Origin of the sequence: Schauerella aestuarii, from assembly GCF_009866805.1 — a bacterium.
Lineage (GTDB): Bacteria > Pseudomonadota > Gammaproteobacteria > Burkholderiales > Burkholderiaceae_B > Schauerella > Schauerella aestuarii.
Map to the genome: position 1 here is coordinate 299,404 of NZ_SIZW01000043.1, position 26,541 is coordinate 325,944.

Genomic DNA, 26,541 nt, shown 5'->3' on the forward strand with positions numbered 1-26,541 from the left:
TCACAACGTCGAGAGATCGGGGAAGGGGCGTACGGGCTGGGTGCCGTCCCAGTTCAGCGAGGCTTCGCGAATCAGCTTGAAGAGCTTGCCCTTGGGGCCGGCCACTTCCGATAATTCGATCACGGTGCCGGGATGCGTTTCGGTGTCGAAATACACGTACCGTCCGCGCTGCCCGACCTCGCCGCTCATGCCCACCGCCAGACCCTGCTGCGAGAGCCGTTCGAGATCGGCCTCGAAGTCCTCGGTCCAGTAGGCCATGTGCTGCAGTCCGGTGCGGCCGGCATCGAGGAAATCCTTGTACATCGACGGCGCATCGTTACGTTGCTGGATCAGTTCGATCTGCAACGGGCCGGAGTTGGCCAGCGCGACCGAGACCTGAATCGGCGAGGGTTTGCCGCGATAATGAAAATTCTCGACCGGCACGCGATCCGCATAAAACCAGGGGCCGATGCCCAGCGTTTCGCTCCAATAGGTCATGGCTTCGTGGATATCGTGCACCACGTAACCTGCCTGCCGCACTTCACCAAAAAAACGACTCATGTCATGCCACCTTATCGATGCGTTGATTACAGAAAACCGATCGAGATCCAGGGGATGAACGCCACCAGGAATACCCCGATGATGAGTGCGCTCAGATAACCCCACATATATGGAATCGCGTCGTCCGGATTGACCTTGCTGATGGCGCATGCGCCGTAGTAGCCCACGCCGAAGGGCGGTGCGAACAGGCCCACGCCCATCGAGAGAATCACGACCATGGCGTAGTGCACCTCATGCACGCCCACGGCGCGTGCAATCGGAAACAGCAACGGACCGAACAGCACGATCGCGGGAATGCCTTCCAGCACACTGCCCAGGATGACGAAGGCAATGATCGACACGATCAGAAAGCCGGTGGTGCCGCCCGGTAACGACGCCATGGCAGTCGCCAGATCGCGCGAGAAGCCCGACTGCGTGAGCCCCCAGGCCATGCCGGTGGCCGCACCCACGATGAAGATGATGGCGCCGGACAACGCCGCCGTTTCGATCAGCATCGTGGGCAGACGACGCCAATCGAACTGGCGATAGATCAGCAATCCGGCGAGCACTGAATAGGCGATGCCGATCGTGGACACCTCGGTGGCGGTGGCCACGCCTTCGACCACCGCGGCGCGGATCACGAACGGCAGGATCAGGGCGGGAATCGCGATGGCCATGGCCTTCAGGATCTCGCGTCCCGGTGAACGCGTGACGTGGCTCAAATCCTGATGGCGCGTGCGTGCCCAGACGATGGCGCCCAACGTGATACCCAACACCACCGCGGGCAGCATGCCGCCGGTGAACAACGCCGCGATCGATACGCCCGTTACCGAGCCGATGGTGATGAGCACGATGCTTGGCGGAATGGTTTCGGTTTGCGCGCCGGTGCATGCCAGCAGCGCCGCCAGGTCGCCGGGCTTGGATCCGCGTTTTTTCATTTCCGGAAACAGCGCCGGCGCCACGGCCGCCATGTCGGCCACCTTCGACCCCGAGATGCCCGACACCAGGTACATCGCGCCGATCAGCACATACGACAGGCCGCCACGCACGTGCCCAAGCAGGCTCGCCAGAAAGCCGATCATGGCGCGCGCCATGCCCGTCATTTCGATCAGCAAGCCCAGAAAAATGAACATCGGCACCGCCAGCAGAATCAGGTGCGACATGCCCTCATCCATGCGGCCCACGATCACCATCAATGGCGTGTGCGTGGTGAGCGCCAGATAGCCGAAGGTGGCCAAGGCAAACGAGAACGCGATCGGCACGCCCATGAACACATTGGCCGCCACCACGCCCACGAAGAAGATGATGAGATTGAGTTTGCCCAGCGGCATCAGGAGCGGCTGGGCCAGCACGAACACCCCGACCACTGCGGCCACGATCAATACGGCAAGGCCCGCCTGCCGCAGGCTGCCCACGCGCAGCAGGCGCACCACCCCCACGACTAGCATCAACCCGAAGCCGGTGGGCAGCGCGGCGGCGCGCCAGGCGTTGGGGATCTCCAGCGCGGGCGTCACCACGACCGCTTCTTCGATCGCATAGTCGAGCGCTTGCGGAAACGCCATCGCCAGGAAGGCTAGCGATGCGGCGATCGCCACCACATCCAGCAGCGCCCGGGTGCTGGGCGAGACGCGCGCGAGCAAGGCGGTCATCCGCATGTGCTCGCCGCGGCGCAACGCCACGACGGCGCCCAGCATCGACAGCCACAGAAAAAGGATGGAGGCGAGCTCATCGGTCCACACCAGCGGCGCGTGAAACACGTAGCGCGCGATCACGCCGGCCAAGAGGAGAACGATCTCGGCTACGACCAGGAGAGCGGCCGGTACTTCCGTGAGAAAACCCAACCAGCGATCCAGCGCCGCCAACCGGGGGCGTTGAACCGGTTGAGCGCCGGGTTGCTGTTGGGTGAAGGCGGCGACGGCGTCCATGGCGTCAGGCCAGTTTGCCGGACACGGCTTCGAGCAAGCCCCACGCTTGATCGCCGAACTTGGTTTTCCATTCGGTGTAGAAGCCTGCCTTGCGCAAGGCGGTCTGGAAGGAATCCGGGCGGGTGGTGTTGAACTTCAGGCCCTTCGATTCCAGATCGGCCTGAATCGATTGGTTCATCGTTTTCAGATCGTCGCGCTGCTTCATGCCGGCCTCGTTGAAGGCCGTTTCCCACAAGCGTTGCAGATCGGGCGGCAGGCGCTTGAACGCGCGACCGTTGGCGATGAACCAATAACCGTCCCAGATGTGATTGGTGAGCGAGCAGAATTTCTGCACTTCGTACAGCTTCGCGGCCTGGATGATGGGCAAGGGATTTTCCTGCGCATCCACGATGCGCGTCTGCAGCGCGGAATACACCTCGCTGAACTGCAAACTCGCAGGCGAAGCGGACAGCGCCTTGAACATCGAGATGCTCAGCGGGCTCACCGGCACGCGGATCTTCGTGCCGTCCAGATCGGCGGCCGAGGTGACCGGGCGATTGCTGGTGGTGGTTTGGCGAAAGCCGTTGTCCCACATTTTTTCGAAGGCATACAGATTGGCGCGGCCGATCGCTTCGCGCACATGGGCGCCCAGGGGGCCATCCATCGCTTGCCAGACCTGATCGTAATTGGCGAATGCAAACCCCACGGCATTGATCGCAGCCACTGGCACCACCGTAGCGATCACCAACGCGGACGGCGTGAAGAGTTCGATGCCGCCATTGCGCACCTGCGACAGCATATCGGTATCGCCGCCCAATTGATTGTTCGGGAAGATGGTGATGTCCAACCTGCCGTTCGACTCGCGCTTGATCCGGTCCACCGCCTCCTGCGACCGCACGTTGAGCGGATGCGTGATCGGCAGGTTGTTGGCGTACTTGAAGTTGAACTCGGCCGCGTGTGCAAACTTCGGAATGCCCAGATACATGGCGGGCGCGGCAGCCATCGCACGCAGGACGGTACGGCGCGTCATCGTAGACATGTTGTCTCTCTCCTCGGGGGTTGATGCCGATGTGTGATGTTCTAGATTTCGTGGGCCCGATCGAGCAGGCACCGCCACTTTATCGCCTGGCTTAGAATTGGTAAAACAGAAAATTCAGATCGATTAAACGACCTGGCAGATAAATGGGCGACGGCGCAAACCACTGCCGCCGCAATGGCGGCGAGCTTACGGCGCTCACCTACGTCTGCAAGACGGAGCAATGACCTGCGATGAAAGAGATCAATCTATCGACCCGCGATCTACGCGCCTTTCTGGCGTTGGTGGATCAGCGCAGCTTTACGCGGGCCGCGCAGCAATGCAACCTGTCGCAGTCGGCGTTCAGCACGCAGATTCGTGCCATCGAAGAGAGCCTGGGCGACCGCCTCTTCGATCGCGATACGCGCAACGTCTCGCTCACACCGCAAGGTCAGGTGCTGGAGCAGTCGATCCGCCGCATGGTGTCCGAGTTCGACGAAATGGTGGACGATTTCCGGGGGCGTGCCGCGCGTGAGAAGGGGCGGGTGGCAGTCGCCGCGTTGCCGTCGGTCGCCTCGGGTTGGCTGCCGGGGATCGTGGCCGAGTTCATGCGTCGCTACCCCGGTATCGAGCTCCGCCTGGCCGATGTGCTCTCCGCACCGTGCCTGGAACTGCTGCGTGCCGGACGCGTCGATTTCGCCTTGGCCTCGTCCAATGTGCAGGCCAAGGACCTGCAGGCCGAATTGCTGTGCGAAGACCGATTTCACCTGGTGTGCCGTCGCGACGACCCGCTGGCGTCGCAGGCGCGCGTGGGATTGCGCGATCTGGCTGCGGCACCTTTCATTCATCTGGCGCGATCCCACAGCGTGCGCCAGCAACTCGAGCTGGCATTTCACCCGATGCCGCTCAACACGGTGCTGGAAGTGGAGCAATTGGCCACGCTTACCGGCATGATTGCGGCCGGCATCGGCATCACGGTGGTGCCCGCGTTGACGCTCTTCGAGTTTCAGCGCCCCGATCTGATCAGCCGCCCGATACGCGTGCGCGGACTGGTGCGGCGGTTGTACCTCGTGCAGCGCCGCGGTACGGTGTTGTCGCCTGCGGCGCGCAGTCTTTACGATCTCATGCTCGAGCGCCGGCCCAGCGGACCTTCCGTGTCCACGCCGTCGTGAGGTGGCAATCGCGTGGCGGTTTTTCGAGATCGGCAGCGCGCCACGTGTCGTCTTCCATCAGCCTGATGGCAGGGCGTGGCAAATGACCCGAATTTTGCGTCTACAATCCAAGGCGTTGTCGCCATAGGTAAATGGATATACCCCGGTCCTCCTAAGACTGCATTGCAGGTTCGATTCCTGCTGGCGACACCACCCGTATTACCTGCGCGCGCTGTATTGCCCTCGAGACAAGGGTAGGCGCGCAGCAGCACATCCCGCGGTTTCTCGATAACAGTCCCTTAGGACGCCCCATGAGCCCCACTGACAGCAAGCCCCTGCGCATCATCATCATGGGCACGCTCGTTGTGCTGTTTGCCATGGGGGTGCGCGCCACCTTCGGCCTCTTCATGCAGCCCGTCGGGTTGCAGAACGGCTGGGGCCGCGATGTGTTCTCGATCGCCTTTGCGATCCAGAATCTCGTTTGGGGCCTGTCGTGCATCGGCATGGGCATCATGGCCGACCGGTGGGGTGCAGGCCGCACGATGGCGCTCGGCGCCGTCATTTACATTGTCGGCCTGATCGGCATGTGCTTCGCCACCACCGAACCGATGCTCTATCTCACGGCCGGCGTGCTGGTGGGACTGGGGCAGGGCGGCGTCACGTTTCCCGTCATCCTTCCCGTGATCGCCCGCGCGGTGCCGCCGGCCTCACGCAGTACGGCCATGGGCATCGCCAGCGCCGGCGGTTCGCTCGGCCAGTTCCTCATCGTGCCGTCGGGTCAATTTCTCATCAACGGTTTCGACTGGACGGGCGCACTGTGGGCCTTGTCCGCCATGGTTGCGCTGATCTTGCCGCTGGCGTATTTCCTGCGCGGCAAACCGGCCCAGTCGGCGCCTGGCGAAGTACATCTGTCGCTGGGCGGTGCGGTGCGCCAGGCGTTCCGGCATCCTTCGTTTCATTTTCTCTTCTGGAGCTACTTCGTCTGTGGCTTCCATACCGCCTTCATCACGCTGCACCTGCCGGCGTTCGTTACCGATAGCGGCTTGACGGCCACGCATGGCGCCACGGCGTTGGCGTTGATCGGATTGTTCAATGTGGCCGGATCGTTCGGTGCCGGCAAGCTGGGTGGCAAGTACAGCAAAAAACACCTGTTGGCGGCGATCTATTTTCTGCGGGCATTCGGCATGGCGCTTGTCTTGTTCGTGCCGCTCACGCCAATGGTGTTGTATGTGTTTGCCGCGTGGATGGGCCTTTTCTGGCTGGGCACCGTACCGCTTACGCAGGGCTTGATCGGCCAGATCTACGGCTTTCGCTACGCCGCCACGTTATCGGGCATCGTTTTCCTGGGGCACCAGATCGGCAGCTTCATCGGCGTCGGCATGGGCGGGTGGCTGTATTCCCGCACCGGCAGCTACGACGCGATGTGGTGGATCGGGCTGGTGCTCGCTGTCGTGGCAGCGCTGTTGTGCTTCCCGGTGCGTGAACAGGCGATTGCCGTGCGCCTACCCGCGCAGGCGGCCGCTTGATCATGCGGGGCGATCGATCCAGCCACGGGTCCGATCAGGTGTCCCTCCGGGTGCCCGACGAGACCGCCGTCAATCCGCCTGCCGAGAACGCGGCCGATGGCCTCGCATGGTCGCGGGTGCCGCGGGGGTGGCGTTGGACGACGTACGTTGCCATCACAGCAGTGCTCATGCTTGGCTTTTGGGCGTATCAATCGCCCGAAATGCGGATCAATTGGGAGACGGTTGCCGCCCTCTGCGGATTCTGACAACCGCTCGATCATCTACAAACATTCTTGGCGCTGTTGTATATTCAGCTTGTCGTCATTTAAGCGACAAAAAGTTAATCGTTTGTCGTTCAACGCAAAATATGAGCGTTTAGCGCCATTATATTATTTGGTTGACAAAAAACTTAAACCACACTGTTCTGCTCAAGCTTCGAGCGCTTTTGCGCACACCGCGCGGATAATCATCTGGCCTTCTGTCGACACAGAAGGCCTTTTGCGTTTTTGGGCGCAGATGGTGTTGTCGCGATCCTCTCTGCCATTATTGAAATGACGTGTTTGGCTACCGTGACAACGCGGATTGTTCACGGAGAATCACATGACAGAAGATACGCGACCGCGCAGACGCTTCCTGCAAGCGCTGGCGATCGTTCCTGCCTCGACCATGGCAGCCGGTGCCGCGCTTACGCAAACGGCCTGTAGTAACGAGGCGCCCGTCGCGCGCCAGGATAATAAAGCGTATTCACCCACGTATTTCTCCAAGCAGGAGTGGGCGTTCATCAACGCCGCTGTCGATCATTTGATTCCGGCCGACGACTTCGGCCCAGGTGCGATTCAGGCCGGTGTGCCCGAATTCATCGATCGGCAAATGGAAATGCCCTATGGGCACGGCAAGCTCTGGTATATGCAGGGGCCATTTCATCCTGATTCCATCCCGGAGATGGGTTATCAGATCAATCAGAGTCCGCGTGAAGCGTATCGGCATGGCATCCAGGATTGCGACACCTGGTGCAAAAAAATGCACGGCAAGGTGTTTGTGGAACTCGACCGGCCGACGCAGGAACAGGTACTGAAAGATGTGCAGTCGGGCAAACCCGATTTTGAATCGGTGCCGGCAAAAACCTTCTTCGATTTTCTGCTTTCCAACACCAAGGAAGGCTTTCTGGCAGACCCGATCTACGGCGGCAACAAGGGCATGGTGGGCTGGAAACTGGTGGGTTTCCCGGGCGCTCGTGGCGACTTCATGGACTGGGTCGACCAACCGAACGCCAAGTACCCCTATGGGCCAGTATCGATTTCCGGAGAAAAGGGCTAAGCGATGGCAATCAAAAAAGACAAAGTCGATGCCGTGCTCGTCGGTTTCGGCTGGACCGGTGCCATTCTTGGCCAGGAATTGACCGATGCGGGTTTGCACGTGCTCGCGCTGGAACGCGGCGAGATGAAAGATACGCCCAAGGACGCCGAGTATCCCAAGGTGTTGGATGAGCTGGCGTATTCTGTGCGCGGCAAACTCTTCCAGGATCTGTCGAAGGAAACCGTCACGATCCGCCATAAGGTCGACGATGTGGCGGTGCCTTACCGTCAGAACGGTTCGTTCCTGTTGGGCGATGGCGTGGGCGGGGCCGGGTTCCATTGGAACGGCATGCATTACCGCGCGTTGCCTGAAGAATTGGAGCTGCGTACCCGTTACGAAACGCGCTACGGCAAGGATTTCATTCCCGAGGGCATGACGATCCAGGATTTCGGTGTCACCTACGATGAGCTGGAGCCATACTTCTCCAAGTTCGAGTATGTTTGCGGCACGTCCGGCAAGGCGGGAAATCTGAACGGACAGATCGTCGCCGGCGGCAATCCGCTGGAGGGCAAGCGCAGTAAAGAGTTTCCCCTTCCGCCTTTGGCGACCACGTTGGGTGCGGAGCTGTTCGATAAGGCAGCCCGCGAAGTCGGATTCAATCCTTACCCCGCGCCTGCGGCGAATGCCTCTGCGCCGTACACCAATCCGTACGGCGTTCGCCTGGGCCCGTGCAACTTCTGCGGGTTCTGCGAAAACTACGGGTGCTATATGTACTCGAAGGCGTCGCCGCAAACCACCATCTTGCCGGTACTGTTGAAGAAACCGAATTTCGAGTTGCGTACCCGTGCTCACGTCATCAAGGTCGATCTCGACTCAACCGGGAAGAAAGCCGTCGGCGTGACCTACATCGACGCGCAGGGTCGCGAGATCGAGCAGCCTGCGGATCTTGTGATCCTGTCGGCGTACCAGATGCACAACGTGCGGTTGCTGCTGCTCTCGGGCATCGGCCAGCCCTACGATCCCAAAACCGGCGAAGGCACGGTCGGCAAAAACTACGCTTATCAAATGAACGGCGGCGTGAATGTGCTGCTGCCCAAAGGCACGCAGCTCAATCCGTTCGCAGGCACCGGCGCCGGCGGCGTGGGTATGGACGACCTGAACGGCGATCAGTTCGATCACGGCCCGTTGGGTTTTCTGGGCGGGGCGAGTATTCGTCACGTGCGCACGGGCGGGCGTCCCATCAAGCAGGCGGCCACGCCTCCCGGCACGCCGAGTTGGGGAACGGCATGGAAAGCGGGCGTGCAGGACGCGTATCAGCGCTATATGACGATCGGCATTTCCGGTTCCGTCATGTCGTATCGCGACGCTTATCTTTCGCTCGATCCCACCTACAAGGATCACTACGGTCAGCCGCTCTTGCGCATGACGTTCGACTGGCACGATAACGAATACAACATGCTGGGTTACATGGGCACGCGAATGGAAGAGGTGGCGAAAGCCATGAAGCCTGAGAAGTATTTCGTTGGCGTGCGCAAGAAGGGCTCGCATTACGACACGCGTCCCTACCAAAGCACGCACAACACCGGCGGCGCAATCATGGGAACCAATCCCAAGGAAAGCGTCGTCAACAAATACCTGCAAAGCTGGGACGTGCCCAACGTGTTCGTGATGGGGGCCTGTGCTTTCCCGCAGAACATGGGCTACAACCCGACCGGCGTCGTGGGCGCATTGGCGTACTGGTCGGCGCAAGCCATCTGCGAACAGTACTTGAAGAACCCCGGTCCGCTGGTTCAGGCTTAAGGAGACGCACAATGATCAAGCATGCCATTGTTGCGGCACTCTCCGCGATGTCGTTGGGCGCCGCGGGCGGCGTATGGGCGGCTGAGGCCGTCTCCGATACCCCGGCCCTGGGCACCACATCCAAAACCGAAGGCAATGTCGACCGGGCCGCCGCGGATACCAACGCCAAACTTGGCGCCGGTGCGGGTGCCGGCGCGGCGGCAGGCAATGTCGACGCGCAGATGATCAAGCGGGGCGAATACCTGTCGCGCGCAGGGGACTGTATCGCCTGCCATACGGCAGGGGGTGGCAAACCGTTTGCCGGTGGCCTGGGGATTGCCTCCCCGCTGGGCACGATCTATTCGACGAACATCACGCCGGACAAAGACACGGGTATCGGCCATTACACGCTCGAAGACTTCGATCGCGCGTTGCGCGAAGGCAAGGCGCGTGACGGGCACTCGCTGTATCCGGCAATGCCCTACACCGCCTATGCCAACGTCACGCCGGATGACATCAACGCGCTGTACACGTACTTCATGCATGGCGTGACGCCCGTGAACCAGGCCAACAAGGATACCGACATCGTCTGGCCGTTATCGATGCGTTGGCCGTTGGGAATCTGGCGGTGGATGTTCGCGCCCGATCCCGTAGCCGCGAGCGCCTCGGCAAGCAAGACCGCCGCGCCCAATGCCGCACCGACGAATGCGATGGCGCCGTCATCGACGGCCGGCACCCCGGCCGGCGCTTCCGGCACGAGCACGGCTGCCGCCGGCGCGCAAGGTGCGGCACCCTCGGAGCAGGATGCTTTGCTGCGGGGCAAGTATCTGGTCGAAGGGCTGGGCCACTGCAGCAGTTGCCATACGCCTCGTGGCTTTGCGTTGCAGGAGAAAGCCGTCAGCGATGCCGACGGCACGGCGTTCCTGTCGGGTGCGGTGATCGACAACTGGCTTGCCAAAAACCTGCGCGGCGATATGGTGGGCGGATTGGGAACCTGGACGAAGGAAGATATTGCCGTGTTCCTGAAGTCCGGCCGCAACAGCCACGCGGCAGCATTTGGCGGCATGGCGCAGGTGGTGCAGGACAGCACGCAATACCTCACCGATGCCGATCTGAACGCGATCGCCGTTTATCTGAAGAGCTTGCCGCCGGTCGATGACAAGGCGAAGACGCCGTTGGCTGCAAACCCTGCCACCGCGCAAGCCCTGCGCGTCGGTTCGGATAAAAGCGACGGCGCAATGGCCTTCCTGAACAACTGTGCGGCTTGCCACCGCTCGACGGGTCAGGGCTATGCCGAGACGTTTCCGCAGTTGGCGTTGAGCTCGACGGTGAACACCGCCGATCCCACGTCGCTGATCCACATCGTGCTCAAAGGTGCACAGATGCCGGGCACGGCAAGCGCACCGACCGAGTACGCCATGCCCGGTTTCGACTGGCGCCTGACGGACAAGGAAGTGGCCGATGTCGTGACGTTCGTGCGCAACAGCTGGGGCAATAACGCGGCCGCAGTATCGGCTTCGGACGTGGCCAAGGTGCGCAAGGATGTGGGCGGCGCGCCACCTCCGCAACGCTAGACTGAACCGGCGATGTGCGCGCGCAGCCATCGGTGCGCGGGATCGCGATGCACCCGCTCATGCCAGAGCATCAGCATCTCGAACCCGGGCACCTCGATGGGCGGCTCGACGACCTGGAGTGCCGGGTTGTCGCGCACCAGCCGGGAGGGCACCATCGCCACAAGATCGGTGCTCTCCAGCACCGATCTGAGAAAGAGAAAGTGCGGCACCGACAATGCCACGCGGCGCGTCAGGCCGCGCTCGGACAGGGCCGTGTCCGTCACGCCATGAAACCCGCCGCCGTCCGGCGACGCGATCACATGATCGAGCTTGCAGAACTGCGCCAGAGTGGGGCGGCGCTGCAGGCGTGGATGTCCGACACGTCCGGCGAGCACGTAGCGCTCTTTGAACAGGGGCAAGCGGTGCAGATCGGGCGGTGCTTCGGCGCCAATCAGGAAAGCGAAATCGATCTCTCCCTGCTCCGCCATCCGCCCCACCCGCGCGGGCGTGGTCTGAAGCACGGCGAGCCGCGTGCCGGGTGCCGATGTCCGCAAGCCCGCCAGCGCGGGCAACAGCACGGTGAACTCGCTGTAGTCGAACGCGGCTGCGCGCCAGGTCTGTTGCGATAGCGCGGGATCGAAGGGCGTCGAGGGCGCCAGCGCTTGGTTGAGTGCTGTCAGGGCGTGCTGCAGGGGTTCGCGAAGTTCGTCCGCGCGTGCCGTTGGCCGCATGCCGCGAGGGCCGGGCAGCAAGAGCGGGTCGCCAAACACATCCCGCAGTCTTGCAAGTTGCAGACTCACCGTAGGTTGCGTCAGATGCAATCGCTCGGCCGCACGTGTGACGTTGTGCTCGATCAGCAACGCGTCGAGCGTGACGAGAAGATTGAGGTCGAGTTGTCTCAGTGAGAAGGTTGCGGCACGAGAAGGGGTGTTAGAGGCATATACCGGGGCAGACGGGGCGGCAGCCGCGCGGGCGCCAGTCGACGCGCTTGACTTGGAATTGGCCATAGACATACCTGTCATTTCAGAAATTCATTTCCAATATAGCGCTGGCAATCCTATCGTGGGTGCACTTATCGATGGAGTTGCCCTCATGAACGTTCTTCTTGTCTATGCTCACCCCGAGCCTCGCTCCCTGAATGGCTCGCTCAAGGATTTCGCCACGCATCGCCTGCAGCGCGCAGGCCACACCGTTCAGGTTTCCGACCTGTATGCCATGAAATGGAATGCGGTGCTGGATGCGGGCGACAACACGGCCGCAGCGCCAGGCGCGCGCTTCGATGCATCGCAGGACTCGAAAGCGGCGTTTGAAGCCGGCACCCAAAGCGCGGATATTGCGCACGAGCAGGACAAGCTGCGCTGGGCCGATGTGGTCATCATGCAGTTTCCGCTGTGGTGGTTTTCCATGCCGGCCATCCTCAAGGGCTGGATCGAACGGGTGTATGCGTGCGGCTTCGCTTACGGCGTTGGAGAACACTCCGACAGCCATTGGGGCGACCGCTACGGCGAAGGCACCCTGGCCGGCAAGCGCGCCATGCTGGTCGTCACGACCGGAGGCTGGGATTCGCACTATGGACCCCGTGGTATCAACGGGCCGATCGACGACCTCCTTTTCCCGATTCAGCACGGCGTGTTGTTCTACCCGGGTTTCGATGTGCTGCCGCCGCATGTGATCTATCGCACCGGCAAGATCGACGAGGACGGATTCGAGCGGGTGAGCGAAGCGTTGGGCAAGCGTCTGGATACCCTGATGAGCACTGCGCCCATTCCGTTTCGCAAACAGAATGCCGGGGATTACACCATTCCCGCGTTGACGTTGCGCGCCGGACTGGCACCCGATCGTGCTGGGTTTGACATTCATCTGGCGCAAAACTGACCGCCCGCGGGCCAGCGCGCCCTGCCATCTAGGGGTATCCTTTTCCCTCTTCGAAAAAGGCCGCCCAGATGCAGGAATCGCTCGACTTCTCGCCCGCCGTTACCCTCGACGATCTGGCACGCCTGCCGGCCGCGTCCACCTGGGTATTGACGGTCAACAATCGTCTGGCGCGCCGGCTCACGCTGGATCTCGCCCAGCGTGCGCGGCGCGAACGTCAGGTGAGCGAATTGCCGCGCATTTTGCCGTTGTCGGCATGGCTGGTGGAAGCGGCGCAGGAGCTCAGTTTCGATCCGCAATGGCAGGTGGCACGCTTTCGCCTCGACGGTTTTGCCACGCAGTTGCTGTGGCGCGATGTGATTCGCGTCGCCGAAGCCGATCGCGTATTGCTCGATATGGGCCAAGCCGCCAAACTCGCCATCGACGCCGATATCCTGATGGACGAATGGGCGATCCATGTGCCGTCCGGCGCCGAGACGGATGAATATCGTGGCTTCGAGCGCTGGCGTGAAGCCTATCGCGCGCGGCTGCGCACGCTGGACGCGGAAGACGCGAATCGGGGTTATGCCGCAGTGCTGGATGCGGTATCGCAAGGCGCATTGGCGCTGCCCGAGCGCGTGGTGCTGGCGGGTTTTTCCGAAATATCGCCGCGTCTTGCGTGTCTCTTGGCTGCGCTGGAAAAGCGCGGCACGGCGTGGCTCCGGTTTGAAGACACGCTCGCGCAGCCTGCGCATCCGCAACGCTATTGCGCCGCCGATCATGGCGCCCAGTGGCGAGCGGCGGCGGCATGGGCCGCATATTGGCTCGACGCCGCGCCCGAAGGGCGGTACGCCATCGTGTCGACGCAACTCGATGCGGATGCGCCGTTTGCGCGTCGGGTACTCACGCAAGCGCTTGCCGACGAGAGCGGTGCGCCGCGCCACAGTTTCAACGTGGCTGTGGGGCGACCGCTCAATGAGTGGCCTGCCGTGCGGGCGGCATTGGCGTGGCTCAAGGCGTGGGCTGCGATGTTGCAGGCGGGCCATGCCGAGCCCGGCACGCTGGGCGCGGCCCTGCTTGCCGGGCACTGCGCCGGGGAGCGGCCGGAGATGGCGGCGCGTGCCTCGTGCGATGCCCAATGGCGGCGGCGCGCGCTTTCACGTATCGATCAGGCTCGCTGGCGTGCCGCGTTGGGCGGGCTGCCGCGATTGGCCGACGCGTGGGACGCGTCGATCGTGGTATTCAATGCCGCACCGGCTAAGGCCGGCACCGATCGTTGGGGCAAGATCCTGCGCGAGGCCCTGACCGCGCTCGGTTTTCCGGGGGAGGCCTCGCCCGACTCCGTGTCCTTTCAGGTGGTCGGTGCGTTCAGCGATGTGCTGGATCAATATGCCGCGTTGTCTCCGGCCGCAGGCAATCTGGATGCCGTGCATGCGGTGGGGCTGCTGGAGCAACTCACGTTGGCCACGGTGTTTCAGCCGCAACGCGATCCGCTGGCGCGCTTGGACGTGCTCGGCATGCTCGAAGCCGAAGGTGGGCACTGGGATGGCGTGTGGGTACTGGGGCTCACCGATGACGTGTTGCCGGCCTCGCCCAAGCCCAATCCGCTCTTGCCGCTGGCCGTTTTGCGCCAGGCGGGCACACCGCGCGCCACGCCTGAGCGTGAGCGCTTGTGGGCCGAAGGCATGTTCAACGCGCTATGTCGCTGTGCACCTACCGTGATCGCCAGCTATCCGGCAGTGGAGGGCGAGCGCGAGTTGCGGCCGTCGCCGTTGATCGCGGGCTTGCCTGATGCCGCCGATGACTTGCAAGCGGTTTTGAACGCCGGGGTTGCGCCCGTTGTTGCACCAATGGCCTTAGCCTCGATCCAGGACGATCAAGGCCCGCCGCTCACCCGCGACACACCCACGCGCGGCGGTCTGGATGTACTGGAAGCGCAAGCCCGCAATCCGCAGTGGGCGTTCGTGCGCCATCGTTTGGGCGGTCGGGCCTTGCTGCCGTACGGCGATGCGGCAAGCGTCAATGTGCGCGGGCAGTTCCTGCACAAGGCGCTTGAAGTGGTGTGGAGCATGGTGCTCGATCAGGACCGCTTGCATGAGGCGATCGGTGACGACACCTTGTCGGCCGTGATCGAGCAGGCCGTCGCAGCCGCTGCGGATAGCGAGCTTGTGGCCTATCCGCCGGCGCTGCGCGAGCTCGAGTGCGCACGTGGTGCGCGCGTATTGGCGGCTTGGTTCGATGTCGAGGCGCAGCGTGAGCCGTTTACGATCGGTGAGGTCGAGCAATTGATCGAGTGGCGCCGCGGGCTGTTGTCGCTCTCGGTACGGCTCGATCGCCGCGATCGATTGGCCGATGGACGCAGCCTGATCGTCGATTACAAAACCGGCATGGCGCCGCTGCGTCCCCAGTCCGATTGGTCGCGCGCGCGGCCGGTCAATCTGCAATTACCGTTTTACGCCGCAGTGCTGGCTGATGGCGAAGCGGTGAATGCCGACGATGTGGCGGGCTTGATCCTGGCGCAGATCCACGCGCGCCGCATCGCGGTGCAGGGCTTGGCCGATACCGACCTGGGGATTGAAGGCGTGCCCACGCCGGGCGAAACGGAAGCGTTCGCAGGCATGACCTGGGCAGCTATTCTGGCGCGTTGGCGTGACGCCATTCATGCGCTGGCCGATGAATACGCGGCCGGGCATGCGCCCAACATCGTCTTGCGACCCGACGACCTGCTGTATTGCGACGCGCTACCGTTTCTGCGCCTCGCCCTGGATGATGACGACCACGAGGAGCACGTAGCGTGAGCGAGAGCCTTTACCCCCTTGAAGGCGACGGCGCCTCGCAACCGCCCGCAGAGCGGTTGCCGCAGGATCATGCCGCGCGTCTGGCGGCACTCGATCCTTCCGGGTCGTTTCTCGTGCAAGCACCGGCCGGGTCCGGCAAGACCGAGCTGCTCACCGACCGCATTCTGGCGTTGCTGCCTACCGTGACGCGGCCTGAAGAAATCGTGGCGATCACCTTCACGCGCAAGGCGGCTTCCGAGATGCACGCGCGCGTCCTGCACAAGCTTCAGCAGGCGCACAGCGGCCCCGAGCCCGACAGTGGCAACGCACGACGCAGCTGGCTGCTGGCGCGTGCCGCGTTGGCACACGATGCCGAGCAAGGCTGGCGTTTGCTGGATCACCCGGCTCGGCTCTCGATACGCACCATCGACTCGTTCTGCGCCGGCCTCATTCGCGCCATGCCGTGGTTGTCGGCGCTGGGCGGCATGCCCGCGATTGTGGATGATGCGCGCGAGCACTTTGCCGCTGCGGCCGATGCCACGCTGGCCTTGGCCGACGACTTCGAGGCCGTGCGCACGTTGCTCGCACACCTGGATGTGGACGTCGCCGCCGCGCGCGATGCCATTGCCGGCATGTTGGGTCAACGCGACCAATGGCTACCGCTCCTGGCCCATGCCGAAGATCGCGATGCCGTCGAAGCGGCCTTGGCTGAGGCGGTCGAAGAAGACATCGCTCGCGTCTACGACGCCATGCCGACAGGGTGGGCGCAGTCGTTGAGCGGCCCGGCCCGCATGGCTGCCGCAGCGCTCGATGCGCTGGGCGACCCTGCCCACAAATTGGCGTCATTGCGCGATTGGGAACATGACCTTCCTGCCGACGCCGCAGCATTGCCGATGTGGACGGCCGTGGCCGATCTGCTGCTCACCGCGCAAGGCGGCTTGCGTAGCCCCAAAGGCGTGAACAAGAACCTGGGTTTTCCCGCCGGCAGCGCGCACAAAACGCCTTTTACGCAATGGCTGGAAGACGCTGCGGGCAGTCCGCACGCGTCACGCTGGGTGCCGCTATTGGCCGGCGTGCGGCATGTGCCGCCGCCGTTTCTTTCGGATGCGCAGTGGGAAGTGCTCTCGGCTCAGATGATGGCGCTGCGCATCGCCGTGGCCCAACTGCGTATGCGCTTCGCCGAAACGGGCGAGGTCGACTTTATCGAGATCGCCCAACGCGCAGCCATGGCATTGGGCAGCGCGGATGAGCCGGGCGAACTGCTGCTCAAACTCGATGCGACCATCCGCCATTTGCTGATCGACGAATTTCAAGATACCAGTCAAACGCAGATCGACCTGCTCGCCACGCTCACTTCGGGCTGGCAGGAACACGACGGCCGCACATTATTTCTGGTGGGCGATCCGATGCAGTCCATCTATCGCTTTCGTAAAGCGGAAGTCGGTCTCTTTCTGAAAGTGCGCGATAAAGGGCTGGGCTTGTTGGAACCGAAGTTTCTGCAGCTCACCGACAACTTCCGTTCGCAGGCCGGTATCGTCGATTGGGTCAACCGCAATTTCCACGGCATCATGCCGGCGCGTGACGACGCGCCCAGTGGCGCCATTGCCTATGCCAAGTCGACGCCGTTTCATGCGGCGCTCGAAGGCGATGCCGTGTCGTTTGCCGCTGCGTGGAGCGGCGAAGATGCCGTGCTCACCGAGCGTCAGGCGCAAGCGCATGTGATCGACATCATCGACCGTACGCGTGCGCAGTACGGGAGCGATCATCGTATTGCGATCCTGGTGCGCGCGCGCGGCCATCTGGGCGGATTGGCGCGTGCCCTGACCGCGCGGGGCATTCGCAGCCGCGCCGTCGATCTGGTGCAATTGAACGCGCGTCCCGCTGTGGCCGATTTGATCCAGCTGATGCGGGCGCAAGCGCATCCGGGCGACCGCATGGCGTGGCTGTCGGTGCTGCGCGCGCCGTGGTGCGGGCTCACGCTCAATAGTCTGGAGGCGTTGTTTGGCGAGGATCACAACACCCCGATCCCGGCATTGATCGCGGCGGCCTTGAAAGGCGATGGTCTCGACAGTCCCGCTCAACGGGTGCTCACCGCACCGGAGTTCGCCCGTCTGAATCGCGTGGCGCATATCCTGCTCGATGACGACAACGCCTCGGGCGCGTTACCGATGGCCGCCGCATTGCAGCGTACGTGGCAACGTTTGGGCGGGGCCGCGCTGTATGGGGGTGGCGCCGCCGAGCACGACGTCGAGAGCCTGTTGATGCTCATCGAGCGGCTGGCACCGCATGGCGGACTGGATGCCGAGCGGCTCGACGCGGCTGTTCAGCGGCTGTACGCCAATCCCGATCCCGCCGAGTCCGACGTGGTCGACATCATGACCATGCACAAATCCAAAGGTTTGCAGTTCGATACCGTGGTGCTGTACGGCCTGCACCGCGCGCCGCGCTCGGATCAGTCGCCGCTCGTGCGTATCGAACAAAGCGGGGGCAGGGTGCTCTTCGGCCCCATCAAGGCGCGCGCCGATCAGGAAGCCGATCCCATCTCACGCTATCTGGCCATGCGCGAGAAGCAACGCGCCGAGTACGAAACCGATCGCTTGCTTTACGTGGCGGCGACCCGAGCGAAACAACGTCTTCATCTGATCGCACACGTATCGCTGGACAATGCCAGCGGTGCGCCCAAAGCGCCGGCGGCCAGCAGTTTGCTCGCGCGGCTTTGGCCCAGCCTGCAGTGCGAAGCGCCGCCCGCCAATGGCGACGCCCCGCAAGCCGGCGAGGTGGTCGATCTGGTGGCCCCGCCCGGGCAACCTCTTTCGCGCATCGATGATGCCGCTGTTGCTATGCTGGCCACGCAGGACGACACCCGCAATCGCTGGCGCGAGCAGCGCGCGCCCTTGCGTTACGCGGGCGGCGATCGCTCCGCCTGGCGCACCGAATCCACGTTCGATGCCGCCATCGGCACGCTGGCCCACGCCTGGCTTGCCCGCATCGGACAAGACGGCATGGACCGCTGGCCCGCCGCTACGCTCGCAAGCTATGGCAATCAACTCGAACGCCAGCTGACGCGTGCCGGTGTACCGGCCGCGCACGCCGAGGCGTCCGCACAAGCGGTCTTGGAAACCCTGCTCGCCACGGTGAGTCACGAACGTGGCCGCTGGCTGCTCTCGCAAGCCGGTGCCCGCCGGGAGTGGCCGCTGATCGATGCCGCCGGTAAGGTCTCGGTGATCGATCTGGCGCTGAGTACGGAAGCAGGATGGCTGATCGTGGATTACAAAACCGGCCGTCAGCATCCCGGCGAAAGCGAAGCGGCGTTTGCCGACAGGATGAGGGCCCGACACGGCGATCAACTGGCGCGGTACTGCGCGCAAGTGACCGCGCTGGATGGCCGCCCGGCGCGAGCCGCGCTGTATTTTCCGCGGGCAGGGGCGTGGATCGACGTGTAATTTTTTTGGCTTGGTGCAGAATCCAATCGACTCCATAAATATCGGGTAGAAGTCTAGACTAGATCGGCCAGTCTTTCGGAAGCCCCAGAATATCGCCGAGATTTTCCCCTTCGATCCAGCTTACTTTCCCATCGCTCGGAATTGCGTGAGGAAATCTCTTTAGGTCGTCAGGTAGTCTATGCAACGCCCATGGATTGAAGTAGATCGTTTGGCTGCGGCGTCCAATCGTGTATGGGCTTAAGTCGTCGAACAACCAAACGCCGCTGATTCGCGTAAATGTAGGGCCACTTTCACTCGTCCAGACCCCATTCGATGCTCGCGTAAATCCGTGCTGTTCTGAGTTGTCACCTGAAGAAAACTGGAATTTTTCCTCGCCGTATAGCGCTTGCATCTCGTCGATTCGATCAAGTCGAAAACTAGAGACATTCACTGCAACTAAGAGCGGAAGATCTAGCTTTCCATACTTGTTGCCTTTGTATTTCACCGCTTTTTTAATCGGGCCGTGGCGGTTGACTACGCCGCCACCTTGGTCGAGCACGCCGATTAGCACGCTCGACTTTCCGCGCAGATGTTTTGACACAGGTAGTGCACGGAAGGTGACGTGCCAGTCTTCGTGCGTCCAACGAAACGTCGGAGCATGCATCAGTCCATGCGCATTGGCATTAAGCAGGACTTCGTCTGCATCAAGAGAGTCCAGCCAAGAAAGAATCTGCTTTCTTAAGCGGGCGGCCTTTGGTTGTGTTTTTGGCTTGCCGTTCGATTCCACGCCAATCACAAAGTTGGGATGGCTGCTTTGCGAAAGCGTGTCCAGTGTTGCTCCAATAATTGCTTCGGCGGACTTGTCGACGGTACCGATTTGTTCTGACGCTAGGACAGCTTCCAAATAGAAGCTGCTGCCATCCGCCGCCTTTACAAGGAAGTCAGGTCTCGCGTTTGATCCGTTTTCTAGTACAGGATGTGCAGTGAGCTGATATCCACTTCTCCGCAGTATCGAGTAAAGAAGAAGTTCGAAAATGGCCGACTGAAAAAGGGTGTCGTCTCCAGATTGGACTCGAGATACCAGTTCGTCTTGCTCGGTTGAAGGATAGCTGTCCAAAAGTTGCGCGAGGAATTTTCGAGTTTTCTCCATTTCGACTCGAGCTGAGCGATTCAGGAAGTCGAAGTCATTCTCGCGATTTTTTTTTGGCGTTCCGTCGGTGCGGATGAAGTGGTCAAAAAGCATCGATATTTCTTTAGTTGTCACTGGAGGGAGATGGAACAGAAATACTTGAGTCTCCTTTTCATAGCTGCATGTTAGATATTGGTTCCATACCCGAGATTCCCTCCGAGATGCACTTTTGCAATGTCAATTGGTCAGACATTACCTCCAATGCGTTCGCTGCTATGCCTGTATTGATGCCGGAAGGAGTGGTGAAAGCAGCCCTCGCGCCGCTCTGTTAGAATTCACCCCGGCGGGCCCCTTCGCATGGTCCGGCGGTGAAACTGGTCAGGTCGGGAACGAAGCAGCCATAGTCGCTTAGGGTCAGTGCCGGAGTAAGGCTCGCCACCTTCGTTGTCCGATTTTCCAGGTCGCGAAGCATCCATCCGCTTTTCAAATCGCCGCGCTGCAAGCGGCACGTCATTGGCTCTACAATCACGCCATGACTTATCTCGTACTGGCCCGCAAATACCGGCCGCGATCCTTCGATACCCTCATTGGACAGGACCACGTGGTCCGCGCACTGACGCACGCGCTCACCACGCAGCGGCTGCACCATGCATGGTTGTTCACGGGCACGCGGGGCGTCGGCAAGACGACGTTGTCCCGTATCCTGGCCAAGTCGCTCAATTGCGAAACCGGTATTACGCCCACCCCCTGTGGCGTCTGCCGGGCGTGTACTGAGATCGACGCGGGCCGCTTTGTCGACTACCTCGAGCTCGATGCCGCCTCCAATCGGGGCGTGGACGAGATGACCCAGCTGCTGGAGCAGGCGGTGTATGCCCCCAGCGCCGGCCGCTACAAGGTCTACATGATCGACGAAGTGCACATGCTCACCGGGCATGCGTTCAACGCGATGCTCAAGACGCTCGAAGAGCCGCCACCACACGTCAAATTCATTCTCGCCACCACCGATCCGCAGAAGATTCCGGTCACGGTGCTGTCGCGCTGCCTGCAGTTCAACCTGAAACAAATGCCGCCCGAATCCATCGTCGGCCATTTGCAGGAAGTGTTGGGTCAGGAAGAAATCGCCGCCGAAACGCCCGCGCTGCGCCTGATCGCGCAGGCGGCCGGCGGGTCGATGCGCGATGCGCTGTCGCTCACCGATCAAGCCATCGCCTATAGCGCCGGCAATCTCACCGACGACGCCGTGCGCGGCATGCTGGGTACGATCGATCAGCGCCATCTCGTGCGCTTGCTCGAAGCCTTGGCCAGCCAGGAAGCGTCCGCTGTGCTGGACATTGCCAATGAGTTGTCCACGCGCGGGCTGTCCTACAGCGGCGCGTTGGCCGATCTGGCCGTGCTGCTCTCGCGGGTCGCGATCGAGCAGCGGGTGCCGGGCGTCACGTCCGACGAAGACCCGGTGGCAGGCGATATCGTGCGCCTGGCAACGTTGCTGCACCCCGATCGGCTGCAGTTGTTCTATTCCGTAGCCGTGCACAGCCGCAGCGAACTTGCACTGGCGCCGGATGAATATGCCGGCTTCGTGATGGCGTGCCTGCGCATGCTCGCGCTGGCAGGCGAGGGCGAAGATGGCCCGATGCCCACGCCGCCGCCCGCCGGACGCAAGCCAGTTGGCACACCGAGCGCGTCAGGCGCCGATGTGCCTGCGGCCGTTTCGGCACCCGCGTCGGTCGCGGCGCCCGTCAATGCCGCTTCGGCTGCGCCGATTGCTGCTGAACCTTCAGTGGCGATGCCGGCATCGGCCGACTCGTCGCCGCCTCAATCGACATCGGTCGCGCCGGTTGCACCTACCGTCGCTGTCGCCGCACCCGCGCCAGCCGCGGCACCCAATGCCGCGACGCCGAAGCCCGTTGCCGCTGCGCCGCAGTCTCAAGCCGAGCCGGTGCAGCCGCCGCCTTGGGATGTGGGCGGCTCCAGGATGGATCCCGGCGTGCCCGTGGGTGAAGTCTCCGTTGCCGCTACCGAACCTGCGCCCGCCGAGCCGCCACCCGAACCGATCGATGCCACGTTACGTGATCCGGAGCCCCTGGCGGGCGTGCCGACCGCGTCGGCCGTGGGTATCGATCCCGCCGCGCAAGCCGTGGCTGCAGCCAAAGCGGCTGCGGCCGCTGCTGCGGCCCGACCCCTGGACGATGGCCCGGTGCCAACGCCCGATGCTATCGCTGCAAAAGCAGAACCGATGGTCGCGCCTGCCGAGGCGGCGCCAGCAACCAAACCGGCACCGGCACCGGCATCTTCATCCGAACTTGAGTCGACCCCGGTATCTGCGCCAGCACCGGCAGATGTCGCACCGCCCGAGCCCGTGGCGATCCCGAGTGTGGCCGAAGTGGTCGCCACGCCTGCGCCGCCGACGGCCGTGCCGGTCACGGACGATGGCCCGCCGTCGTGGGTCGATGAAGCCATTCCCGATGACGAGGATGGCTACACGGCACCGCCGGGCCGGTCGGGCAGCGACGACGATCTCGATATGCGTTTCGGGCAGGACGACAACGCCTTCATGTCGAGCGCCGACGATGACGACGATTTCGAAACGTTGGCCGATGCCTCCGCCATGTCCGAGCCGGTTCGCGGCGCCGCGACGCCGGCCTCGCCGCCGATGGCCGGTCGTCCGATTGCGCCGCCCGTGCGTCGCGCCCGCAAGGGAGCTGCCCCTCGCCTGACCGACATGACCTCGGCCAATTGGCCCGCGTTGGCAGCGGTATTGCCGGTAACAGGCTTGGCGGCCGAAGTGGCGCGCCAAAGCGAGTGGTCGGGCGTCACGGGCAATACCGTCACTTTGCGGATCGCTGTCAAAACCTTGGCCGACAGCGCCAGCCGCGTGCGCTTGCAGACCGTATTGTGCGAACATTTCGGTCAGGCGGTGCTGTTGGACGTGATTCTCGGTGCCACAGGCGACGAGACGGCTCACGCGGTCGAGAAGTCGGTGCGCGCGGCGCAACAAGTCGAAGCCGAACAGGCGGTGGCCAACGATCCTTTCGTTTGTGCCCTGGTTGCGGATTTCGGTGGTCGTGTCGTCGCCGATTCCATACGTTACGTGGACGCTGCTCGGGCTGCCTGAGTACGCGTCCCGTCATCTCTTTCAATCAATATATTCATTTTCCGAGGACGCTCCCATCATGATGAAAGGACAACTTGCCGGTCTGATGCGCCAAGCACAGCAGATGCAGGAAAACATGAAGAAGGCGCAAGACGCCCTCGCGGACATTCTGGTCGAAGGTGCTTCGGGCGGCGGTCTGGTCAAGGTCACGATGACCTGCCGTCACGACGTCAAGCGCGTCGTGATCGACCCGAGCCTGTTGGGCGACGACAAGGACATGATCGAGGATCTGGTCGCTGCCGCGTTCAACGATGCGTTGCGCAAGGCCGAGTCCACGTCGCAAGAAAAGATGGCTGGCGTGACCGCCGGCATGCCGTTGCCCCCGGGAATGAAGTTGCCGTTCTGATATGGATCCGCAACTGCCTGAGCCCGAACCGCTTACGGCGCTGATCGAAGCCCTGCGCCGGTTGCCTGGCGTGGGGGTGCGATCGGCGCGCCGTATGGCGTACCACCTGCTGCAGCACGACGTGCAGGGGGCGGACGTGCTCGCTCGCGCATTGGGCGGCGCGGTATCGCGGCTCAAGCATTGCGCGCGCTGCAATACGTTTACCGAGGACGAGATCTGTGCGACGTGCCTCAATCCACGGCGCGATCAATCGCTGCTGTGCATTGTGGAAACGGCCGCCGATCAAAACACGATCGAGGCCAGCCATGGTTATCGCGGCTTGTACTTCGTGCTGATGGGCCGGCTTGCGCCACTCGAAGGCATCGGCCCGCAAGAACTCGACTTCGCGCGCATCGTCGAGCGTGCAACGGATGGCCAGGTGCAGGAAGTCATCCTGGCGACCAATTTCACGGCTGAAGGCGAAACCACGGCTCACTTTCTCAGTGAGGCGTTAAGCGAGCGTGGCTTGAAGGTCACGCGTCTCGCGCGCGGTGTCCCTGCCGGCGGCGAACTCGAATATGTGGACGCCGGCACGATCGCCTGGGCGTTGATGGAACGTCGATAGCCCGCTGCGTGGCCCGCTTGAACATCGCTGCGCGGACGACCTCCTGAATCGATGCGATCGCCGATCAAGAAATTTCTTGTCACCGCTGTGTAAATCTACGCTCACTTCTATCCCGTAGAATCGCTTCCGATCATTTGAGCCGGGGCTTCGTTGCCCCTTTTGCAAAGCGGAAACTCGATACCATGGCCACTCTGGACGCGACTGAAAATACCCCACTCAAGCGGGTAATGGGTCCCAAACTGTTGCTCTTATTCATTATCGGCGACATCCTGGGTACCGGGATCTACGCTCTCACCGGGCAAGTGGCACAAGAAGTAGGCGGGGCAGCTTGGCTGCCCTTTTTGATTGCGTTCGGCGTGGCATTGCTCACGGCATTTTCGTACCTTGAACTCGTCACGAAATACCCGAAAGCCGCCGGTGCCGCGCTTTATGTGCACAAAGCCTTCGGCATTCACTTCCTCACATTCATCGTGTGTTTTACGGTGATGTGCTCCGGTTTGACGTCGGCGGCGACCGCGTCGCAGGCCTTTGCCGCCAACCTCTTCGTATCCATCGGTGTCGAAACCAACCCGCTTTATGTGACGGCGGGCGCGATCGGTTTCATGCTCCTGATCATGATCATCAACTTTCGCGGCGCGTCCGAAAGTGTGAAGTTCAACGTCGTGCTCACGCTGGTCGAGTTGACAGGATTGCTGTTGGTGATCGGCCTGGGTTTCTACGCCATGGCCGGCGGGAACGCTGACTTTTCACGCGTCGTGGCCTTCAATACCCCCGAAGACAAGAGCGTGTTCCTGGCGGTTGCATCGGCAACCGGTCTGGCGTTTTTCGCCATGGTCGGTTTCGAAGACTCGGTCAACATGGCTGAAGAAACGCATAACCCCAACAAGATCTTCCCGAAGATCATGTTGACGGGGTTGGGCATCACGGCCGTCATCTACGTGCTCGTGTCGATCTGCGCAGTGGCACTGATCCCCGTGGGCGAATTGGCTGCCAGCAAAACGCCGCTGGTATTGGTGGTGCAGCGTGCTGCGCCCAATCTGCCGATGGACACCATCATGCCCATCATCTCGATGTTTGCTGTGGCGAACTCGGCGTTGATCAATATGATGATGGCCAGCCGCCTCTTGTATGGCATGTCCAATCAAGGCGTGTTGCCTAAGTTCCTGTCGCTGGTCCACAAGCGCACGCAAACGCCGTGGGCGGCCATCGTGTTCACCACGGTTCTGGGCGCGGGCCTGATCGCACTGGTGGCCAATACCGATTCGGAAGCCATCAAGGCGCTGGGCGGCACCACGGCATTGCTGCTGTTGGGCGTGTTCACCTTCGTCAACGTGGCCGTATTGGTCCTGCGCCGCGACAAGGTGGAGCATGAACACTTCCGTACCAATACCGTGATTGCCGGCTTGGGCGCTGCGGCTTGCTTGTTCCTGGTGCTGCCCATTACAGGGCGCGACGCCATTCAATACCAAGTTGCCGGCTGGTTGCTGGCCCTCGGTGTCGTGATGTGGGGCGTGACCGTGTTGGTCAATCGCAAGAAGGGCGTCCATCTCGACCCCTCCAAGCTCAAGGATTGAGTCGGCAGGTGTAGCGGGCGCACAGCCGGCTACACCTACCGCTTCTTTTGAACTCGGCGCAACCGCTACGCGCCCAAGCCGAATTCAACGTCGAGGCCGGATCCAAAACCGAAGCCGAAAACGCAGGCAGAAGCCGACACTGAAGCCCAGCCCAAGTCCCGCGTGGCCCAGCGCCAGACTAAGCCGCGACCGCCATCTCCAGCGTCTGCATGTATTGCTTTACCTCGGCCAGCGACATGATGTCGGCGTATTTCTGGCTCAAATCCCATAGCGCGAACTCATGCGGGCCTTGTGCCCGATCGCCTACGCAATCGGCGACCACCATGGGCCGCAGGCCGTAAGCCGACGCATCCACTGCGGCCGCGCGCACGCAACCGCTGGTGGTGCAACCCGCGATGAACAGCGTGTCGACATTGTTCGAAATGATCCATGACGACAGCGTGGTGCCGAAGAATGCGGAGGCATGGCGTTTCTCGGCCACGTACTCGCCCGCGATGGGTGCCACGGTGGTCACGAAGGCCGAGTCGGGATTGTCGGCCGTAAGTTCACGCAGATTCGGCACCTTCTCACCGAAGGGGCCGATGTCGAAGCCGCCTTGCTGCGCAATGAAGCGCACGTGCGCCACCGGCATGTTTACCTCCCGCGCCGCGGCCAGCAGATCGACGGTGTTGGCGATCGCATCGTTGATGTTGTAGCCGCCAAACTTGGCGTCGCTGGTGAACCCCACCTGAAAATCGATCACAAGGACGGCTGCGCGGTGGCCGATGCCTAGTTTCTTGCCAAACGCCTGCTTCTCAAAGATGTCCATGTCGGTCATTGACGACTCCTGCTGGTTAGCTAATGAATTGGATTGCATGCAATATTGAGGAAATGACGGGAAAATCCAGGCGGAGAATGCTGCAATTGCACGATTTAGACCTGAAAAGGTCCATCATTTGCCCCGTGCGTATAACCTTACTCCACAT

Annotated in this window: 18 protein-coding genes, 1 tRNA gene and 1 other RNA gene; 14 read left to right on the plus strand and 6 right to left on the minus strand. The window is 62.2% G+C overall.

The features are described from left to right. The 3 genes from EYW45_RS20805 to EYW45_RS20815 are packed head-to-tail and all read right to left on the minus strand — an operon-like array spanning position 1 to position 3,462. The gene (locus tag EYW45_RS20805; protein WP_161137376.1) at positions 1–540 is read right to left on the minus strand and encodes a VOC family protein; all 540 of its coding nucleotides are present in this window, start codon (positions 538–540) and stop codon (positions 1–3) included. A 26-nt stretch (positions 541–566) separates the two neighbouring features. Then, positions 567–2,444, minus strand: coding sequence for a TRAP transporter large permease (locus EYW45_RS20810; RefSeq protein WP_161137377.1), 1,878 nt, complete (start codon positions 2,442–2,444; stop codon positions 567–569). Between the two features lie 4 nt (positions 2,445–2,448). Next, complete coding sequence (locus EYW45_RS20815; protein WP_161137378.1) at positions 2,449–3,462, minus strand: TRAP transporter substrate-binding protein; 1,014 nt, start codon at positions 3,460–3,462, stop codon at positions 2,449–2,451. Positions 3,463–3,692: 230 nt separating this feature from the next. Here EYW45_RS20815 and EYW45_RS20820 point away from each other — a divergent pair, with 230 nt between their 5' ends. The 6 genes from EYW45_RS20820 to EYW45_RS20845 all read left to right on the plus strand — a co-directional run bounded on the left by EYW45_RS20820 (position 3,693) and on the right by EYW45_RS20845 (position 10,743). Next, the gene (locus tag EYW45_RS20820) at positions 3,693–4,610 is read left to right on the plus strand and encodes a LysR family transcriptional regulator (protein ID WP_202444845.1); all 918 of its coding nucleotides are present in this window, start codon (positions 3,693–3,695) and stop codon (positions 4,608–4,610) included. 117 nt (positions 4,611–4,727) lie between these two features. Beyond that, positions 4,728–4,802, plus strand: a tRNA-Arg gene (locus EYW45_RS20825). A 98-nt stretch (positions 4,803–4,900) separates the two neighbouring features. Then, entirely contained in the window at positions 4,901–6,115 is a 1,215-nt protein-coding gene (locus tag EYW45_RS20830) for an MFS transporter (RefSeq protein WP_161137379.1), read from the plus strand. 579 nt (positions 6,116–6,694) lie between these two features. After that, a complete protein-coding gene (locus tag EYW45_RS20835) occupies positions 6,695–7,411 on the plus strand; it encodes a gluconate 2-dehydrogenase subunit 3 family protein (RefSeq protein WP_161137380.1) in 717 nt (238 codons plus the stop codon). 3 nt (positions 7,412–7,414) lie between these two features. Then, positions 7,415–9,190: a GMC family oxidoreductase gene (locus tag EYW45_RS20840; RefSeq protein ID WP_161137381.1), complete on the plus strand. Its 1,776-nt coding sequence runs from the start codon at positions 7,415–7,417 to the stop codon at positions 9,188–9,190. Positions 9,191–9,201: 11 nt separating this feature from the next. After that, positions 9,202–10,743, plus strand: a complete 1,542-nt coding sequence (locus EYW45_RS20845; RefSeq protein ID WP_407924945.1) for a c-type cytochrome — start codon at positions 9,202–9,204, stop codon at positions 10,741–10,743. Here the strand turns inward: EYW45_RS20845 and EYW45_RS20850 are convergent. Beyond that, complete coding sequence (locus tag EYW45_RS20850) at positions 10,740–11,729, minus strand: LysR family transcriptional regulator (RefSeq protein ID WP_161137382.1); 990 nt, start codon at positions 11,727–11,729, stop codon at positions 10,740–10,742. The genes EYW45_RS20845 and EYW45_RS20850 overlap by 4 nt on opposite strands. A gap of 85 nt (positions 11,730–11,814) precedes the next feature. Here EYW45_RS20850 and EYW45_RS20855 point away from each other — a divergent pair, with 85 nt between their 5' ends. From EYW45_RS20855 to EYW45_RS20865, 3 genes are all read left to right on the plus strand, one after another. Then, positions 11,815–12,597 carry an NAD(P)H-dependent oxidoreductase gene (locus EYW45_RS20855; protein ID WP_202444846.1) on the plus strand — a complete coding sequence of 261 codons (783 nt, stop codon included), beginning with the start codon at positions 11,815–11,817 and terminating at the stop codon, positions 12,595–12,597. Positions 12,598–12,665: 68 nt separating this feature from the next. Continuing rightward, entirely contained in the window at positions 12,666–15,371 is a 2,706-nt protein-coding gene (locus EYW45_RS20860) for a PD-(D/E)XK nuclease family protein (RefSeq protein WP_161137383.1), read from the plus strand. Further along, entirely contained in the window at positions 15,368–18,793 is a 3,426-nt protein-coding gene (locus EYW45_RS20865) for a UvrD-helicase domain-containing protein (RefSeq protein WP_328703668.1), read from the plus strand. The genes EYW45_RS20860 and EYW45_RS20865 overlap by 4 nt, the downstream gene beginning before the upstream one ends. Before the next feature lie 58 nt (positions 18,794–18,851). Here the strand turns inward: EYW45_RS20865 and EYW45_RS20870 are convergent, their stop codons facing one another. Beyond that, the gene (locus tag EYW45_RS20870; RefSeq protein ID WP_161137384.1) at positions 18,852–20,015 is read right to left on the minus strand and encodes a hypothetical protein; all 1,164 of its coding nucleotides are present in this window, start codon (positions 20,013–20,015) and stop codon (positions 18,852–18,854) included. Between the two features lie 228 nt (positions 20,016–20,243). On the opposite strand from EYW45_RS20870, the gene ffs reads away from it, so the two are divergent. From ffs to EYW45_RS20895, 5 genes are all read left to right on the plus strand, one after another. After that, an RNA gene (gene ffs, locus EYW45_RS20875) (signal recognition particle sRNA small type) lies at positions 20,244–20,341 on the plus strand. A gap of 92 nt (positions 20,342–20,433) precedes the next feature. Beyond that, positions 20,434–23,013, plus strand: coding sequence for a DNA polymerase III subunit gamma/tau (gene dnaX / locus EYW45_RS20880; RefSeq protein WP_161137385.1), 2,580 nt, complete (start codon positions 20,434–20,436; stop codon positions 23,011–23,013). Positions 23,014–23,071: 58 nt separating this feature from the next. Further along, complete coding sequence (locus EYW45_RS20885) at positions 23,072–23,398, plus strand: YbaB/EbfC family nucleoid-associated protein (RefSeq protein WP_161137386.1); 327 nt, start codon at positions 23,072–23,074, stop codon at positions 23,396–23,398. Position 23,399: 1 nt separating this feature from the next. Further along, complete coding sequence (gene recR / locus EYW45_RS20890) at positions 23,400–24,002, plus strand: recombination mediator RecR (protein ID WP_161137387.1); 603 nt, start codon at positions 23,400–23,402, stop codon at positions 24,000–24,002. Positions 24,003–24,184: 182 nt separating this feature from the next. Continuing rightward, positions 24,185–25,576 carry an APC family permease gene (locus EYW45_RS20895; RefSeq protein ID WP_161137388.1) on the plus strand — a complete coding sequence of 464 codons (1,392 nt, stop codon included), beginning with the start codon at positions 24,185–24,187 and terminating at the stop codon, positions 25,574–25,576. A 178-nt stretch (positions 25,577–25,754) separates the two neighbouring features. Here the strand turns inward: EYW45_RS20895 and EYW45_RS20900 are convergent, their stop codons facing one another. Then, the gene (locus tag EYW45_RS20900) at positions 25,755–26,393 is read right to left on the minus strand and encodes an isochorismatase family protein (RefSeq protein ID WP_161137389.1); all 639 of its coding nucleotides are present in this window, start codon (positions 26,391–26,393) and stop codon (positions 25,755–25,757) included. Between the last annotated feature and the right edge of the window lie 148 nt (positions 26,394–26,541).